Source organism: Methanoregula sp., from assembly GCF_041663825.1.
Classification (GTDB): Archaea; Halobacteriota; Methanomicrobia; order Methanomicrobiales; family Methanospirillaceae; genus Methanoregula.
On the sequence record NZ_JBAYLY010000009.1, the window covers coordinates 36,707 to 52,848 of the forward strand.

The 16,142-nt window shown below is 56.8% G+C and carries 19 protein-coding genes; 12 read left to right on the forward strand and 7 right to left on the reverse strand.

All coding sequences use genetic code 11. From position 1 onward, the window contains the following. The first annotated feature begins 1 nt into the window (after window position 1). The 9 genes from WCX19_RS05895 (at window position 2) to WCX19_RS05935 (ending at window position 8,258) form a co-directional block, all read left to right on the forward strand. Window positions 2-1,186, forward strand: coding sequence for an FprA family A-type flavoprotein (locus WCX19_RS05895; protein WP_373006112.1), 1,185 nt, complete (start codon window positions 2-4; stop codon window positions 1,184-1,186). Window positions 1,187-1,200: 14 nt separating this feature from the next. Continuing rightward, entirely contained in the window at window positions 1,201-1,581 is a 381-nt protein-coding gene (locus WCX19_RS05900) for a desulfoferrodoxin (protein WP_373006114.1), read from the forward strand. Between the two features lie 78 nt (window positions 1,582-1,659). Further along, the gene (locus WCX19_RS05905) at window positions 1,660-3,117 is read left to right on the forward strand and encodes a TrkH family potassium uptake protein (RefSeq protein WP_373006116.1); all 1,458 of its coding nucleotides are present in this window, start codon (window positions 1,660-1,662) and stop codon (window positions 3,115-3,117) included. 77 nt (window positions 3,118-3,194) lie between these two features. Continuing rightward, window positions 3,195-4,007, forward strand: a complete 813-nt coding sequence (cfbC, locus tag WCX19_RS05910; protein ID WP_373006118.1) for a Ni-sirohydrochlorin a,c-diamide reductive cyclase ATP-dependent reductase subunit — start codon at window positions 3,195-3,197, stop codon at window positions 4,005-4,007. Beyond that, window positions 3,988-5,013, forward strand: coding sequence for a nitrogenase component 1 (locus tag WCX19_RS05915; RefSeq protein ID WP_373006120.1), 1,026 nt, complete (start codon window positions 3,988-3,990; stop codon window positions 5,011-5,013). Before cfbC ends, WCX19_RS05915 begins: the two co-directional genes overlap by 20 nt. Further along, entirely contained in the window at window positions 5,006-6,136 is a 1,131-nt protein-coding gene (locus WCX19_RS05920) for a nitrogenase component 1 (RefSeq protein WP_373006122.1), read from the forward strand. Before WCX19_RS05915 ends, WCX19_RS05920 begins: the two co-directional genes overlap by 8 nt. A 146-nt stretch (window positions 6,137-6,282) precedes the next feature. Further along, a complete protein-coding gene (locus WCX19_RS05925; protein ID WP_373006124.1) occupies window positions 6,283-6,702 on the forward strand; it encodes a hypothetical protein in 420 nt (139 codons plus the stop codon). A 175-nt stretch (window positions 6,703-6,877) separates the two neighbouring features. Continuing rightward, window positions 6,878-7,807 (forward strand): PAS domain-containing protein, encoded by a 930-nt coding sequence (locus tag WCX19_RS05930; protein WP_373006126.1) that lies wholly within the window; start codon window positions 6,878-6,880, stop codon window positions 7,805-7,807. A 292-nt stretch (window positions 7,808-8,099) separates the two neighbouring features. Further along, window positions 8,100-8,258 carry a hypothetical protein gene (locus WCX19_RS05935; protein WP_373006128.1) on the forward strand — a complete coding sequence of 53 codons (159 nt, stop codon included), beginning with the start codon at window positions 8,100-8,102 and terminating at the stop codon, window positions 8,256-8,258. Window positions 8,259-8,370: 112 nt separating this feature from the next. Here the strand turns inward: WCX19_RS05935 and WCX19_RS05940 are convergent, their stop codons facing one another. From WCX19_RS05940 to WCX19_RS05950, 3 genes are read right to left on the reverse strand one after another with little or no spacing between them, the layout of a single operon-like run. Continuing rightward, window positions 8,371-9,489: an isocitrate/isopropylmalate dehydrogenase family protein gene (locus WCX19_RS05940; RefSeq protein WP_373006130.1), complete on the reverse strand. Its 1,119-nt coding sequence runs from the start codon at window positions 9,487-9,489 to the stop codon at window positions 8,371-8,373. Next, entirely contained in the window at window positions 9,468-10,016 is a 549-nt protein-coding gene (locus WCX19_RS05945; protein ID WP_373006246.1) for a 3-isopropylmalate dehydratase small subunit, read from the reverse strand. The genes WCX19_RS05940 and WCX19_RS05945 overlap by 22 nt, the downstream gene beginning before the upstream one ends. Window positions 10,017-10,033: 17 nt before the next feature. Beyond that, complete coding sequence (locus tag WCX19_RS05950) at window positions 10,034-11,284, reverse strand: 3-isopropylmalate dehydratase large subunit (protein ID WP_373006132.1); 1,251 nt, start codon at window positions 11,282-11,284, stop codon at window positions 10,034-10,036. Window positions 11,285-11,438: 154 nt separating this feature from the next. Between WCX19_RS05950 and WCX19_RS05955 the strand changes: the two genes are divergently transcribed. From WCX19_RS05955 to hisE, 3 genes are all read left to right on the forward strand, one after another. Beyond that, complete coding sequence (locus WCX19_RS05955; protein WP_373006134.1) at window positions 11,439-12,164, forward strand: SIMPL domain-containing protein; 726 nt, start codon at window positions 11,439-11,441, stop codon at window positions 12,162-12,164. A 163-nt stretch (window positions 12,165-12,327) separates the two neighbouring features. Then, window positions 12,328-12,771, forward strand: coding sequence for a NusA-like transcription termination signal-binding factor (locus WCX19_RS05960; protein ID WP_373006136.1), 444 nt, complete (start codon window positions 12,328-12,330; stop codon window positions 12,769-12,771). 32 nt (window positions 12,772-12,803) lie between these two features. Continuing rightward, a complete protein-coding gene (gene hisE, locus WCX19_RS05965) occupies window positions 12,804-13,082 on the forward strand; it encodes a phosphoribosyl-ATP diphosphatase (RefSeq protein ID WP_373006248.1) in 279 nt (92 codons plus the stop codon). A gap of 23 nt (window positions 13,083-13,105) precedes the next feature. Here the strand turns inward: hisE and WCX19_RS05970 are convergent, their stop codons facing one another. From WCX19_RS05970 to dph5, 4 genes are all read right to left on the reverse strand, one after another. Further along, a complete protein-coding gene (locus WCX19_RS05970; RefSeq protein ID WP_373006138.1) occupies window positions 13,106-13,582 on the reverse strand; it encodes a bifunctional nuclease family protein in 477 nt (158 codons plus the stop codon). A gap of 75 nt (window positions 13,583-13,657) precedes the next feature. Beyond that, a complete protein-coding gene (locus WCX19_RS05975) occupies window positions 13,658-14,677 on the reverse strand; it encodes a YbhN family protein (RefSeq protein WP_373006140.1) in 1,020 nt (339 codons plus the stop codon). A gap of 107 nt (window positions 14,678-14,784) precedes the next feature. Next, complete coding sequence (locus WCX19_RS05980; RefSeq protein WP_373006142.1) at window positions 14,785-15,366, reverse strand: DUF357 domain-containing protein; 582 nt, start codon at window positions 15,364-15,366, stop codon at window positions 14,785-14,787. Next, a complete protein-coding gene (gene dph5, locus WCX19_RS05985) occupies window positions 15,360-16,112 on the reverse strand; it encodes a diphthine synthase (RefSeq protein WP_373006143.1) in 753 nt (250 codons plus the stop codon). The genes WCX19_RS05980 and dph5 overlap by 7 nt, the downstream gene beginning before the upstream one ends. Window positions 16,113-16,142: the final 30 nt, after the last annotated feature.

A 16,142-nucleotide genomic window follows, 5' to 3' on the forward strand; every position in this document is an offset into this window, starting at 1 on the left:
TATGGTCTCCCGTGAACTTGTTTCTGGGGTATACTGGGTAGGGGCCCTCGATTTTGACCGGCGGATCTTCGATGAGTTGATCCCGCTCCCGGAAGGAACGAGCTACAACTCCTATCTTGTCAGGGGCAGCCAGAAGACTGCGCTCATCGATACGGTCGATCCGGCAAAGGAATATGACCTTATCTCGAACCTGGTAAAGCTGGGCATCGAACGTATCGATTATATCGTGATCAACCATGCCGAGCAGGATCATGCCGGTACCCTCCCGATGATCATGGAGTTCTACCCGGACGCACAGGTGGTCACGAACGCAAAGTGCCGGGATCTCCTGATTGCCCTCCTGCATGTCCCGCAGGATCGCTTTACGGTGATCGCTGATGGGGACACCCTTTCGCTCGGCGACCGGACGCTCCAGTTCTTCATCACGCCGTGGACGCACTGGCCCGAGACCCAGATCACCTGGCTTGTCGAGGATAAAATCCTCTTTCCCTGCGACCTCTTCGGGTTCCATGCAGCCACAAGCGAACTGTTCATACCTGATGAAGCATGGGCATACCGTTCGGCAAAAAGGTATTATGCGGAGATCATGATGCCGTTTCGCGGGAGCATCAAAGGCTATGTAGAAAAAGTCCGGGCGCTCTCCCCGAAAATGATAGCGCCCAGCCACGGCCCGGTCAACAAAAACCCGAAGTTTATCCTTGACGCATACGCGGACTGGACATCGGATGCGGTGAAAAATGAGGTTGTCATCCCGTACGTATCGATGCACGGCAGCACCGCAAAGATGGTGGAACACCTCACCGGGGCGCTCATCACCAGGGGGATAGTAGTCAGGCCGTTTAATCTCACCCGGACCGATATCGGGGATCTTGCGTTTTCCCTTGTCGACGCAGCGACCATCGTGATTGCCACACCGACCGTCCTCTTTGGTCCGCACCCGACCGTCGTCTCCGCCACCTACCTCGCAAACGCACTCAGGCCCAAGACAAAGTTTGCATCCGTGATCGGCTCCTACGGGTGGGGCGGCAAGAGTGTCGAGACAATCACAAAGATGCTTGACCATGTCAAAGTAGAACTGATCCCGCCGGTCATGGTGCTGGGGGAGCCTGACGAAGCAACGATGCAGGCCCTCGACCGGCTGGCAGACGAAATCTTAAAGAAACATCAAGGGATCAACATCGCGTAAGGAAAGGAGAAGATATGACAAAACTCTTTGAAGTTTACAAGTGCAGCGTCTGCGGGAACACCACCAAGGTTGTTCATGCATCCGGCGGGACGCTCGTCTGCTGCGGGCAGCCGATGGTACTCCAGCAGGAAAAGACCGCTGACCCGGGTAAGGAGAAGCATGTACCGGTCATCGAGAAGACCGCGAAGGGAATCCTCGTGAAAGTTGGTTCCATACCCCACCCGATGGAGGAGAAGCATTATATCGAATGGGTCGAGGTCCGTGACGGCGAGCAGGTCTATCTCCAATGGTTCAGGCCCGGCGAGAAAGCAGAGGCCGGATTCCCGATTAGTAACATAAACGTGAAGGTACGCTCGTTCTGCAATGTCCATGGTCTCTGGACCACCAAGGCATAACACTGCCTTCACGCAGTTTCTTTTTTTATTTTTTATAAGGCAAATGCTCATAGAGCACCAGCGACAAACCACCTAGTGATGCACCGGCTTGAGTATATCTCGACGATTGCCGCAGACCTCGGGGATATATTCTTCTTTGTGGCCCCTCTCACCGCAGTCCCGCTGGTCGTCACGGTGCTCTTTTCTGAATGGTACCTGTTCCTGTCCATGGCTGCCGTGCCGGTTATCTTTTTCCTGTTGGGGCTGGTCTTAAAACATCTGCCAAGAAACGAACGCGAGAACAGGCTTTCAACCGCGCTCTGCTCGGTTGCCCTCTTCTGGTTTGCCTGCGCCATGGTATGCGGCATCCCGTTCATGTTCGGCCTCAACATGAGTTTTACCGATGCGCTCTTCGAGGGGATGGCGGGGTGGACCGGTACCGCATTTACCATGATGCAGTCCCTTGACACGGCACCCTACACCCTGCTTTTCTGGCGTTCCTTCATGCAGTGGATCGGAGGTATCGGGATCATCGCTTTCGTCATAGCGCTTGCAAGCAGCACCGGGCTCTTCCAGGGAAAAATTTACCGGACTGAGAGCCGGGAAGAATCCCTCATGCCCAGCATTATCTCAACGGGACGGAGGATCTGGAAAATCTACGGGCTTCTCACGTTTATTGCGATCGGGCTTATCCTCTTTACCGGTCTTTCCCTCTGGGATTCCGTCAACCTCGCGCTCACCACAATATCCACGGGAGGGTTTTCCATCCACGATGGCGGCATCCTCGCGTATAACAACATCGTCCTGGAACTGCTGCTCATCCCGCTCATGATTGCAGGAGCGCTCCCGTTCCGCCTGTATTACCTGATCTCGGAGAACCGGCGCTGGAGCCTGTTTGGCGATGAGCAGGTCAAGCTCTTTTTTGTTGTCGTGGCCATCGGGACGGCAGTACTGACCTACGATCTGGTCTACTTTGGGAATACGGAAATCCTGACGGCCCTTCTGCAGGGTCTGTTCATGGCGGTATCTGCCCTGACCACAACCGGGTTTCAGATCGCGAATATCCAGACCTGGGAAAGCGTGACGCTCCTTTTTCTTCTGATGCTTGTATTTGTCGGGGGGGCTGCCGGCAGTTCTTCAGGAGGGATCAAATTAAAACGGGTGGTCCTCGGGTTACGTGCGCTCGTCTGGTGGTTCCGCCGGCTTTTTGTGAGTGGTAAAGTTTTGATCCCCTTTAAAAGTGAGGGGCGGATCATCCCGCGTGCAACTGCCGAGCTGGAGACAGCAAAGACGATGCTTGTGATCATCCTCTCGGTCATCATTATATTCGTCGCCACGATTATCGTGATGCAGTTCCACCTGACCACCTACCCGATCACCGATGTCGTCTTTGATATCACGTCCGCGTTCTCCACCTGCGGAATCTCCTCCGGGTATGTCTCTCCCGATATGCCGGTTCTCTCGAAATGGGTTTTTATTGTCGTGATGTGGCTGGGCCGGCTCGAAGTGATCCCGGTCGTGGTGCTGTTTATGGCATTGTTCCGGGGTTCTGACTAAAAAATGGAACCCAAAAACAAATCTACTTTTCTTAACTTCAGAAGATCTAATATAAACTGCCACCCTATAGTACGGCAATGAAGCAGATCGCCCTGTACGGGAAAGGCGGTATCGGGAAGTCCACGACCTCGGCAAACCTCTCCGCAGCCCTCTCGCTTGCCGGGCACGATATCCTCCAGATCGGGTGCGATCCCAAGCGCGACAGTACGCGTATGCTGATGGCAGGAAGGCTGATCCCCACGGTGATGGACCAGGTACGTGAGCGGGGCGCTGCAGGAGTAACTCCCGCCGATGTGGTCTATACCGGTTTTAACGGGGTGCGCTGCGTGGAGGCCGGGGGGCCGGAACCCGGTGTGGGGTGTGCCGGCCGGGGGATCATTGCCACCTTCCAGCTGCTGGAGAAGTTCGGGACGCTCACCGGCGACGTGATCGTCTACGATGTACTGGGCGACGTGGTCTGCGGGGGGTTTGCCATGCCGATGCGGGAAGGGTATGCACAGGAGGTGTACCTTGTGACCTCGGGGGAACTCATGTCCCTGTACGCGGCAAACAACATCTGCAAGGCGATAGAACGGCTCTCCGCCCGCCCGAAGAGCCGGTGCCGGCTTGCCGGGGTGATCTGCAATGCAAAGAACCAGCCAAAAGAGGAGGAACTGGTGGCCGAATTTGCCCGCCGGGTCAACAGCCATCTTGTCCAGTTCATCCCCAGAGATCGCGTCGTACAGCTGGCCGAGCTGAACCGCAAGACGGTGATCGAGTACGAGCCTGCCTCACAACAGGCACAGAGGTACCGCGATCTTGCCACCCGTATCATGGAGAACACCCATTTTACCATCCCCACCCCGCTCGAGATCGATGACCTTGAGGCCCTTGCCATCGAATTCATGTAGGTCTGCCGGCTGCACCCTCACGGGTGCGCTCTCGGTGACCACCCATGTCCGCGACGCGATAACGGTCGTGCACGGCCCGCAGGGGTGCACGCACCACAATTTTTCTCTCCTGCATGCGACAGGCCTCGACAACGACCGGATCGCCCTCCCCCCGCTCGTCTCGACCGGGCTTTCTGAGACCGATGTGATATTCGGCGGCGAAGGTGCGCTCGACCGGACGCTTGATACGGTGATCGCACGCGATCCCGGGGCGGTCTTCGTGCTCTCCACCTGTATCGTGGATACGATCGGCGACGACGTAGGGTCGGTCTGCGGCACGAAGGCCGGGGTACCGGTCATCGTGGTGCCGACCGCCGGCTTCCTTGGCGGATCATTCCAGACCGGCGTCAATAACGCACTTATCGCCCTTGCGGGCATGGCAGGACCGGCGGAAAAAAACGGGAGGGTGAATATCATCGGCGAGAAGAATCTCGAATACGAGGTCGAGGAGAACTTCTATGAGGTCTCCCGGCTGCTCGCCCTGCTTGGCCTGTCCGTGAACATCCGGTTCGTGCATGACCTTGCAACAGACCGTATCGCGTCCCTCGGGGCTGCCCGGCTCAACGTGCTCCGCGATCCTTCCCTCATACCCGTGGGGGAATTCTTGCAGGAGCGTTTCGGGACGCCGTACATCCCTGCCTATCCGGTCGGGATCCCGGGCACGTTCACGTTCCTCGAATCCGTGGCCGGTGCCTGCGGTATCAATTGCCAGAGTGCAGTAGAAGAGGAACATGCGCTCCGTCAGGAGACCCTTGACGATTTTGCGGATCTTACCGGAGCCGGGGTCTCTTTTTCCCCCCTCCCACCGGATCCCGAAGGGAACCGGGTGGCACAGGATATCGCACAGGCGCTCCGGCTTGAGGTTACAGCATCCGGCTGCCCGGTGCCAGTACCTGTAACGCCACCGATTGGTATCACGGGTGTGCGCCGGCTCCTGCACCGGTGGAGGAGGGCGCTCCATGCCTGAATGCGAGACACCCCTCTGGCCCTGCGCGATGACCGGGGCTGCGGCCTGCCTTGCAGGTTTTGAGGGCATAGCTGTCGTCATCCACGGTTCGAGCGGGTGCTATTACTATCCGGCAACCCTTCTCCAAGCTCCCCTGCACGGGACATTTATCCTTGAAAACGAGGTGGTCTTCGGATCCGGGGACCGGCTTCGCGAGGTGATTCGCGATCTTTCAGGCCGGGGGGGCCGGATCGCTGTTATTACGACGTGTGTCCCGTCACTGCTCGGCGAGGACATAAAAGCGATGCTTGACGGGACCGATGTCATCCTTGTGGACAGCCCCGGGTTTGCCGGGGAACTGGAGACCGGGTACCGGGTAGCCCTTGCAGCGCTTGCCCCGGGGGTCAGCCCTGAACGACGGGGCGTCAATATCGACGGGGTATCCCTCTCTGACCCGTTTTACGAGGGGAACCTCCAGGAAATTTCCCGGCTGCTGCACCGGGCCGGCGTCCCCGTAGGAACAGTGTTCTGCCGGGACTGGGCCGAGATGGCAGGACATGCCGCCCCGCTGACGATAGGGACAAATGACGATTTTACCTCGGGCGTGGGGAAGTACCTTGGCGGGACGCTGGGAATACCCGCGCTCCGTGCGACATTTGAGAACCTTTCCTCCGCGTATGAAAGTGCGGATGCGGACCCGGTCCTTACCGAACTTGACGTGCAGGAAGAACGGGTGATCCAAGCCTGCGACAGGTATCTCCGCCGCTACGATCCCCCGCGTCTCGCGGTCTTTGCCGGTACCGCGTATGCACTCTTTGCCGCAGATACGCTCAAACGGTATCTCGATGCAGAGATCCTTGTGGTCGGGACGCGAAACGACCCCACTGCTTTGCCCGCCCCGCAGTACCCGGTGGAGAAACTGACCGGACTTGAACAGGTCGCCCGGAAGATCGCGGAGGTCTCTCCTGACCTTGTGATCGGCTCGTCATTTGAACAGTCGGTGAGCGGTGATCGGACCTTTGTCGGGATCATCCCCCCGCTCCAGGGGCAGGTCAGGCTCGCCCGGCCCCCGCTTGCGGGTACCGGCGGAACGCTCCATTTTATCGAGGATGTCCTGAACGCCTGCATGGATAAAAAACGGTAAATGTAGGGTACAGTCTTCCGGGCGGGGGAATTGTACCCCGAAAAATGACGGCCATCCCCTTTTTATTTCACTTTCACCCCGCGCACGGCCCCGGGTTATATACCGGCCGGTAAAGATGCACTACTACGACAGAAAGGTGGTCGTGTATGATGCAGAAAGCAGGTTATATCCAGCGGACAGGATGCAGGGCAATCGATCGTGACGGCAGGATCCACGAAGTTGTGGAACTGCATGTAGTAGGCGCCCGGTATGCGGTCCGGCTGGCAGATCTGGCAAAGGGAATGTCCGGGCGGCAGGTTGTTGTCCAGGTAGAAGCGCTTGTCCACGAGTGGAACTACTACCTGGGATCAACCTGCGGTCTCGCGCAGGTGTCGGCATCCGGTAAAGCCCTCAACATCGAACTCTTCGAAGCAGGGAACTTTACGGTTTCGCTTCTTGCCCTCAGATCGGTCATCTACGGCAGGGAGCGGCATGCCACCATTGTAAAGATCCCCGAACAGCCAGCCACCCCGGTCTGGAAAGGCCGCAGGATCTCCGGCCAGCAGCAGATCAGCGCACGTGCCTGATTTCTGCGCACCCCCTCTTTTTTACCCTCTCCTTTTTTTATTAGTCTCATGAATTCCGGAAACCTCCGTGATCTTTTTGTGCAACATTAATACTTCCAGAAGGAGACGTGTACTTACAAAGGAGGGGGACTTTTTCTGGACGGGTACTGCCCCCTTGCCGTACGGGAGACCGCTCATGAGTGCGCACGACGATACAACCTATAAGGAACTGGTGGAGCACCAGCAGGACCTGCTCGTCAAGTTCAGTCCCGAGGGGCGCCTCCTGTTTGTCAATACGGCGTACTGCAAAGCGGTAGGCAAGACAAAAGAGGAACTGGCCGACAGTGTCTTTATGCCGGCAACCGATGAGCGCTACACGGATGTCATTGCCACCCAGATGACAAAGCTCTTCCGCCCCCCCTACACCTGCCAGGTGGAACAATGGATCTCTTCCCCTCTTGGATCGCGGTGCATCAGCTGGTCGGCACGGTCGATAACTGATGCGGACGGGAACGTGACCGCGATTGTCGCCACCGGGCGGGACATCTCCCGGATCAAGCGGGAACACCGGGCCATCAGGAAGCGTGACGAAGAACTGATGCTGCTTCTGGAGAGCGGGACACAGATGTATTTTACCCACTCCCCCGACCATACCCTGCTCTACGTGAGTCCCCGGATACGGGCGCTTCTGGGAGATACCTCTCCTGCAGGCAAGCGGTTGTGGACCGATTACCTGACCGACAACCCACTCAATGCGAAGGGACTGGAGCGAACCCTCAAGGCGATCTCCACCGGCCGGCGTGAACCGCCCTACCGGCTGGAGTTTTACGGCCGTAATACCGCGAAGATCTGGGTGGAAGTCAACGAGATCCCGGTAGTAAAGAACAAAAAGACCGTGGCAATCGCCGGGTACCTTGTGGATGTGACAGAGAAGAAGAAAGTCGAAGAGGGGTTGATTGAAGCCGAAATCCTCCTCAAAGGCTACGGGAGCCAGAAAAAGGGTGCGGTGGAGGCAGCCGGTGAAGCGGGTCGGGGGCCGTTTTCCGCGCTCAAATCCATTTTCTCTCCGGAAAAAACTGAAGAGGACGAGGATATCCCGCTCGACATCCCGGCAAATCTCCGGTAAGGGTTCGGCTTCCTATTCTCTATTCTTTTTGCAGTGCACGTTCGGCTCGACCTGCACGGACAGGAGGGGGCGCCCCTCACGTTTCGTCACCCCCATTCACTTCCCCCGATGGGCCCTTCCCATCTTAAATCCATGATTTAATATAACCCCTCACGTATTCTTTTCCAATGCAGTAGGATCACCGCAACACGGGGGGAACAATCATGACCCGACAGAGCGACGACACAATCCATCATTCCTTCAAGAGGTTTGCCGTTTTTGGGGTGCGACTCCCTGAGGATCGTGAGAGATAATGGTAACGATGTATACGAATGCAGCCGGTCTCGCCCCGACAACTGACCCGATGTCGATGATGTTCATCGTATTCATGGTTGCACTGATATTCACGATGGTTGCAGCAACGTGGTGGATTCGCAGAAGGAATTACCACCAGCAGTTCAGCCGGAAATAGTAATCTGAGATTCCCCGGGATTGCTCAAGAAGGGCTCGCCCCGGATCCAACTCCCTGCCACGGACAAAAACCTGGATTATAAAAAATCAAGATAAGAACGACAAAAAAAGGATTACTTCCCTTTCTTCACGCATTCCGCAATATACGACCCGGCCTTTGCAGTTCCCGCAGTCCCACCGAGATCCTTTGTCACGACGCCATCCTTAATGCTCTTCTCAATGGCCGTGACAATCGCCGCCGCCGCCTTGTGCTCCCCAAGGTGATCGAGCAGGAGCGAGCCGGCCCAGATCGTCGCGATCGGGTTTGCCACATCCATACCCTTGTATTTCGGTGCCGACCCGTGGATCGGCTCGAACATGGAGGTGCCTTTCGGGTTGATGTTCCCGCCCGGGGCAAGTCCGAGACCGCCCTGGATCATCGCGCCGAGGTCGGTGATGATGTCGCCGAACATGTTGGGCGTGACCACGACATCGAACCATTCGGGGTTTTTCACAAACCACATCGTGACCGCGTCCACGAAGTTAAAATCGGTGGCGACATCCGGGTACTTCTTTGCGGTCTCGGTAAAGACGTCGCGCCAGAGGCCGTACACATCGGAGAGGACGTTTGCCTTGTCAACCGAGGTGAGTTTCTTCCGGCGCTTCTCTGCGAGTTCGAACGCATAGGTCTGGACCCGGCGGCTCCCTTCCCGTGTCACAACACCAATCTGGTAGGCCAGTTCCTCTGCATCGGTCTCGACATCGAGACCAAACTTCACGTTGTAGATCTCCCGGGCGACCTCGAGCTCGATCTTCTGGTGCTTCTTGAACCGGGAGCCGATGCCGACATAGAAATCCTCGGTGTTCTCCCGCACGACCACGAAGTCGATGTCCTTTGAGGTCTTGTTCGCGAGCGGCGTCTCGACACCGTCGAGCAGTTTGATCGGCCGGAGGTTCACGTACTCATCAAACGAGAACCGGAGGGCGAGCAGGATCCCCTTCTCAAGGATACCCGGCGGGACCCGGGGGTCGCCGATGGCACCGAAGTAGATTGCCTTGAATTTTTTAAGTTCCTTGAGATCCTCCTCGGTCAGGAGTTTCTTTGTCGCAAGGTAACGATCCGCCCCGATATCGAAATCCGTCCAGTCAATATCGAAATTAAACCGCTCACCGGCGGCTTCCAGTACCTTTTTTCCTTCGGTAACAATTTCGGGTCCGATCCCGTCCCCGCCTATCGCCGCGACTTTGTACATACCGGCACCTCCTGTAAGTTCTTCGCGTAGTTCACGAGACCGCCTGAGTCGATAATCCCCTGCATGAAGGGGGGCACCGGCTCGATGGCGAGCTTCTTCCCGTCAACTTCCGCATAACCGTTTATCAGATCGAGCGTGACTGTTGCCCCGTCCTGGATCTTGTCCGCATCCTTACAGACCACCGGGAGAACCCCGACGTTGACAGAGTTCCTGAAAAAGATCCGGGCAAACGACTGGGCCATCACCACGTGCACCCCGCACCCGACGAGCGCGAGGGGAGCATGTTCCCGCGAGGAGCCGCACCCGAAGTTCTTTTCGCCGACAACAATATCCCCGTCTTTTACCTTTCTGGCAAACTCGTCCCGTGTCCCTTCAAACGCATGTTTCGCCAGCTCGCCGGCGTCGTTGAGGATCAAAAAACGGCCCGGGATGATCGCGTCGGTATCGATGTTGTCGCCGAACTTCCAGACCCTGCCGCCCTTTGTCGCCGGAGCCTTGCCGGCGCTTCCCTTCTTTACCGGGGTCATTTTCTTTGCTGCCATCATCACACCTCCCGCGGATCGGTGATCTCGCCTTTCATTGCGCTTGCCGCTGCTGTCGCCGGCGAGCATAGATACACCATTCCTTCGGTGCTTCCCTGCCGGCCCTTGAAGTTCCGGTTCGATGTGGACAGCGAAACCTCGCCGGGCGCAATAAGGCCAAACGAGCCGCCCATGCAGGGCCCGCAGCAGGGTGCCTCGACCAAGGCTCCCGCCTTCACGAATTTCCCGATGAGTCCTGCTTCAAGAGCCTTGAGATATTCGTCCCGGGATGCCGGGATGACGAGCACCCTGACCTTCGGAGAAAACTTCTTCTTCCCCAGCACTTCTGCTGCCTCTGCCATATCCTCGTACCGCCCGTTCGTGCACGAGCCGATAAAGACCTGGTCGATGTGCGTTCCCTCGACTTTCCCTACAGGCACCCCCTGGTCAACATTGTGGGGGACGGCGACCTGCGGCTCGAGATCAGAAACATTGTATGTCCGTTTCTCTGCGAACTTCGCATCCTCATCACTCGCAAGATCGAAGGGCTTCATTTTTCTGCGGCCTTTCATATAGTCCCAGGTGACCTTATCGGGAGGGACTATTCCCGCCTTGGCACCCATCTCGATGGCCATATTGCAGCAGGTCATCCGGCCTGCCATGTCCATCTTTGCCATGGTCTTCCCTGCAAATTCTATTGCCTGGTAGGTCGCCCCGTCGGCCCCGATATCCGCCGCAATCGCGAGGATCAGGTCTTTTGCCCCGACTCGCCTCTGGAACTTCCCCGAAACCTCGGCCCGGATCGTCTCCGGCACCTTGAAGTAGAGAGAACCGAACTTCAGCACAAAGCCCATGTCGGTCGACCCGATACCGGTTGCAAATGCCCCGACCGCACCGTACATACAGGTATGGGAATCGGCCCCGACCACGATCTCGCCAGGTGCCGCACGCCCTTTCTCCAGGACCACCTGGTGGCAGACACCCTCATTGATATCGTAATTGTGGATGCCCTGCTCCACGGCAAACTTCCGCATGTACACGTGGTTTTTTGCCGCTTCAAGGGAATCTGCCGGGATCTGGTGGTCAAAGAGCATGATGACACGCTTAGGATCAAAGACGTGTTTTCCCCCCATCTCGTAGAACTTCTGGATGGCAAGAGGGCCGGTAATATCGTGGATCATGGCCCCGTCAATCGGCGTCATGACCATTTCGCCTGCCCTGATATCGCTGCCACATTTCCGTGAGAAGATCTTCTCGACGATTGTTGCTCCCATGCTCTATCGCCTGTACTATTGGTTCTGCCGGCACATGTACTTTGGGGACTGACCCTCCGTTGCCATTATCCAAGCATTTTTGATAATTACGAATAATTTCGCAGTCAAAGTAATCTTTAATCCCCCCGGTCTCCAACTATTGGCCTGATATACCATGCAAAAATTGAGATTAGTCATGTGCGCCTTGGTGCTCTTTACCCTGGCGATGATCGGTTGTGTGGCAGCCGCAGACACCACGGATCATGTGATCTCGGTGAGCGGAAGCGGTACCGTGACCGGCACACCCGACCGGGTTACGATCAGTTTCTCGGTCCAGACGGAAAACTCCGATGTCAAGGTTGCGCAGGCAAGTAACTCCCTTACCATGAACAACGTGGTAGACGCACTCGCAGCTGCCGGCGTCCCCCGCGACCAGATGAAGACCACCGATTACTCCATCACCCCGGTGTACCAGGAGGATAAGGGAGTCTTTACCAACAATGTCAAGACCTACCAGGTGACTAACACCCTCCGCGTTACCCTCAAAGATACCAACCAGACCGGCCAGATGATCGATACCGCAGTCAATGCAGGGGCAAACAAGGTGGACTCTATCCAGTTTATGCTCTCCGATGCGCAGGGTCAGGTCCTCCGAAGCCAGGCACTTTCCAAGGCCGTTTCCAATGCACGGGCCGATGCTGACACCGTTGCCGCAGCGCTTAATGTCACTATTACCGGTACCAACACGGCTGACATCAGCCAGGGATACACTCCTGTTGTCTACAACCGGTACGATAACCTCGCTCTCGAATCCCAAAGCGGCAAGGCTGCATCGACCCCCATCCAGTCCGGGGACATTACGGTCACCGCACAGGTCTCCATAACGTACAACTTCCGCTGATCCCCCCTTCCCTTTTTTAACAAATTTTTTTTCCAAACTTTTTTACCCAAGCAGCGTGTGATTATTTCATAAGCCCGCATAAACATATCCGGTTCATCCGGATCTGCATATATCCAAGTATCGAATATCGAAAAATTGCGGATACAATAGGATTGATTTTGATATGGAGCGCAATATCGGCTTTAAAGAGCGAAGGTACATTGAAGAACTGAGGATTCTTACCCGGTCGACAGCCCTCGATTGTGTGATCGATGACCGGTTCGACCGGGTGATCTACGTAATCCGGCAGGGTGACATGGGGCTTGCGATAGGGAAAAAAGGCGACAATATCAAACGGCTCCAGAACGTTCTCGGCCGGCGCATCGAGATGGTGGAGTATGCCGAGCAGCCCGACGCATTCATCGTCAATATCTTTAAGCCTGCCGAAGTGACGGGGATCGAGCGCGGTGCGGAAGGCGGCCCGGTCAACGTGCTCGTGAATAAGAAAAGCGATCTCGGCATCGCGATCGGAAAGGCCGGCTGCAATATCGAGAAGGCGCGCGTGCTGTGCCGGCGCTTCTGTGGCATTGATATCGGGGAAGTCCTGCTCGCCCAGGAGGAATCGTGACCACGGGAGGAATCGACCCGGTCGATCCCAAAGTGATCCGGGAACTCTGGGAAGTCATCTGCGAACGGGCAGAACACCCGAGCGAGGGCTCTTACACAAGCCGGCTTCTGACAGATAAAAAAGGGATCGATAAGGTGCTCGAAAAGGTAGGAGAGGAGGCGAATGAGTTCGTCATTGCCGTCAAAAACGGCGTGCCGGAGCGGACCACAGAGGAAGCGGCAGATCTCTTCTTCCACGTCCTTGTCGCGCTCCGTGCCGCAAACATTGAATTAAACGATGTCATCCGCGAGCTTGAGCGCCGTCGCAAGTGATCGCCGGTTCATTTTTATAACCGTTACTCTTTTCCTGTTTTTTGCAGGAACGTGGCGAGATCGACCATTTCCGAGACACACTCTCCCGGTTCTCCGGGAACAAGGAGACTCTCATCGACAAAGATTGAGGCATTGGCACGCAGGGCCACCGTGATCCCATCGCTCGGGCGGCAGTCGAGACATTCCTCCCGGCCATCCGCGGCAAGGACGAGCTGTGCATAATAAACCCCTTCTTCAATACTGTCGATCTGGAGGTGGTGGACGGAAATTGAGAAACGCCCCATGAGGTCAGTGAACAGTTCGTGCGTGAACGGGCGGGGCGTCACCTCCTTATTCAGTGCGCTGTTAATGGAGACCGCTTCCCAGAGACCGATAAATATCGGCAGCATGCGCCCTACATCGTCGGTCAGCACCACCGCCGGTACGGTGGCCGTATCGTTTATGGCCACAAACACCCCTCGGACTTCGCACCTGACCGGCAGCATGTCTGTTTGAGACATTACCCTGCCGTATGATAAGGCTTGAGATCGGCACGCGGTATATCCGGAGGTTACCGGGGATTATGGGGGGTTGGGTTATGGGGGGTTATGGGCTTCCCGCCGGACAATAATAAGACTGGACATGATCCCAAGAGCGATATTGAAGTAATAGAGCACGATCCGCCAGACCACGACAAACACCCCGACAATGGCCGACGGGAGAAACAGGGCATACATCGAGGTTGCCCCTACTTCTGCGATCCCCGAACTGCCCGGGGTCAAGGGGAGCATCATCAGGATGGCAAGGATGAGCTGGATCACAAACGACTCAAAGAAGAGCGGCGGCTGGCCAAGACCCATGAGGATCAGGGAGGCTGTGACAATCTCGGAGACCCAGTAGAGCAGGGTAAAGACCATCCCCCAGGCAAGACCGCCTTTCGCGGTCCTGACGAATTTGAGCACAGCGGCATGGAAATTTGCGATCTCTTTTTCGATACGTTCGAGCAGTGCCGTAACCTTGGCGGGTTCCCATTTCCGGGTAAAGAACCGGGCGGCCTTATTGGCTATCCGTTTCATCACATCGGGCCTCCGGATAGCAAGGTAGAAGAGGATGAGGCAGCCAGCGACGAAGACCCACGTGATGTAGACCATGACCTCCGAGTATGCCCCGAGACTCTTCCACTGCTCGGTAAGGGCAAACATCGCAAACGCCGCGAGACCGGCAAGGGCAATCCCGTCCAGCACCCGCTCCATGATCACGATCGCTGTTGCATCGCCAAGTGGTACCTTTGCCTTGTAGAGCTCATGCACCCGTACCGGTTCGCCGCCGGCCTGCGCAGGGGTCACCGCAGCGGCAAGAAGGTTTGCAAAAACGAGGTTTAATGAATAGAAGAACTTGATCGGGTACCCGAGCGACCCGGACATCTTTTTCACCCGCATCGCCCAGAAACACATGGTCAGGATATGGGTGAGAAACGCGAGGAGCAGGAACCAGGGGTTGATCTTTTTGAGGTACTGGATCGTGTTCTCATTGATGGTAAAATAAAGGATGACGATCAGCACCACGAGGGAAAACGCGATGGAAATATACAGCCATTTTTTTTGCGATCTTTCCATAGTGCCCTCCCCGGCAGGCGCGGCCTGCTTGTTTTATCTTAAATGGTTATGAGGCATAGTATAAACACTTTTTAGCAGGGATTGGTTTCTCACCGGCTGCCTATTTGTCAGATCGTGAAAATCTCCCGGTTGCCGGTGAGAGCGAGCAACCCGGCCCTGACACCGGCATCCAGCCACCCGTGCCCGTAACTGAAACGTGCGAGGGCCTCCTCCTCTGCACCCGAGGCAAGGCTGTTCTGCCCGCCCCGGGCATAGCAGGTACCGATCGCAATAACGCGCCGGGCAAACATACCAGCCGCCGTCTCAGGTTCGGGGGCCAGGACCACTGATGAGCGTGCGGTGTCGAGCAGGAGGGCATATCTCCGTGTTTTCTCATCGAGTTTCCAGGCAAGAGCCGGGGGGAGTGTTTCTGACGGCCCGGCAAAAGGGCAGGTAACCGGGTTTTCCCCCGGAAGAGAGAGCAGGCCGTACGCGAGGCCAAAATGCAGCCAGCCGGAGCCGTAATAGTATGCGGCCAGCGCATTGACCAGATCCCCCCCGTCAGAGAATGTAGCGCCGTCATTTGCGTAGGCGCGTGCCATGCTTCGGATGGTCCCGGCAAGCGCCCCAAGCGGCGTGCCCTCCGGCGGGGTAACCGTGACGGCATCAAGTTCACGGGAGAGGAGTGCCCCGCACGCGGCGATCAGCATAGGCCGGCAAACCTCTCAAGGTATAACCGCTCCATATCGTGGAGCTCGCCGGGGATGACCAGCACGTGAAGCGGGGGACCGAAATCCATGGAACAAAGTGTTTCAGCAGTGCCGGCCCGTACGACCGGTGCGTCGGAGCCGGCCCGGGCGATGCCCACATACAGCGGGATCGTTGCCTGCTTTTTTCGTGCCATCTCTTCGAGCAGGACGATCGCTTCGTTCACGGTCATGTACCGGTCGTTCTGGATGTCGAGGTACACAAGCGTATGGAGACGCAGGCTTCGGTTTTCTATAATCACATCCATAGGCGATGTAGGTGACCAGTGGGCCTGCGGGAACGGCACCGAGCATGATTTGCCAAACCGGTAGTTCTGGAGGCCTGACAGGCCACAGACTGCGCTTACGATCGAGGCTCCGTGAACGATCGCGGTAGGAATGCCCTGGTCTGCCGCACGGATCCGGAGATCCGCATGGGTGGTCGAGACCATCGGGTCACCGGCACAGAGGAAGACCGTGTTTTCTTTTGCAGCGCAGGTGAGCAATTCTTCCGGGTGCTGCTCCACATCAGCCCGCATAAGCAGCCGGACGGGTTTCTGGTAGAACACTTCGAGTTCTTCTTTTGTCGTCCCCATGAGCCGGGACGTATAGCCCTCAAGAAAGACATGATCCGCGCTCCTGATGAGGGCAAGTCCCTTCTCCGAGATGTCCTGCTTGTCGTAGAGGCCAAGGCCAATAAAAGTGAGCATATCCGGGCTTCTCCTTTAATAACCGGGAAC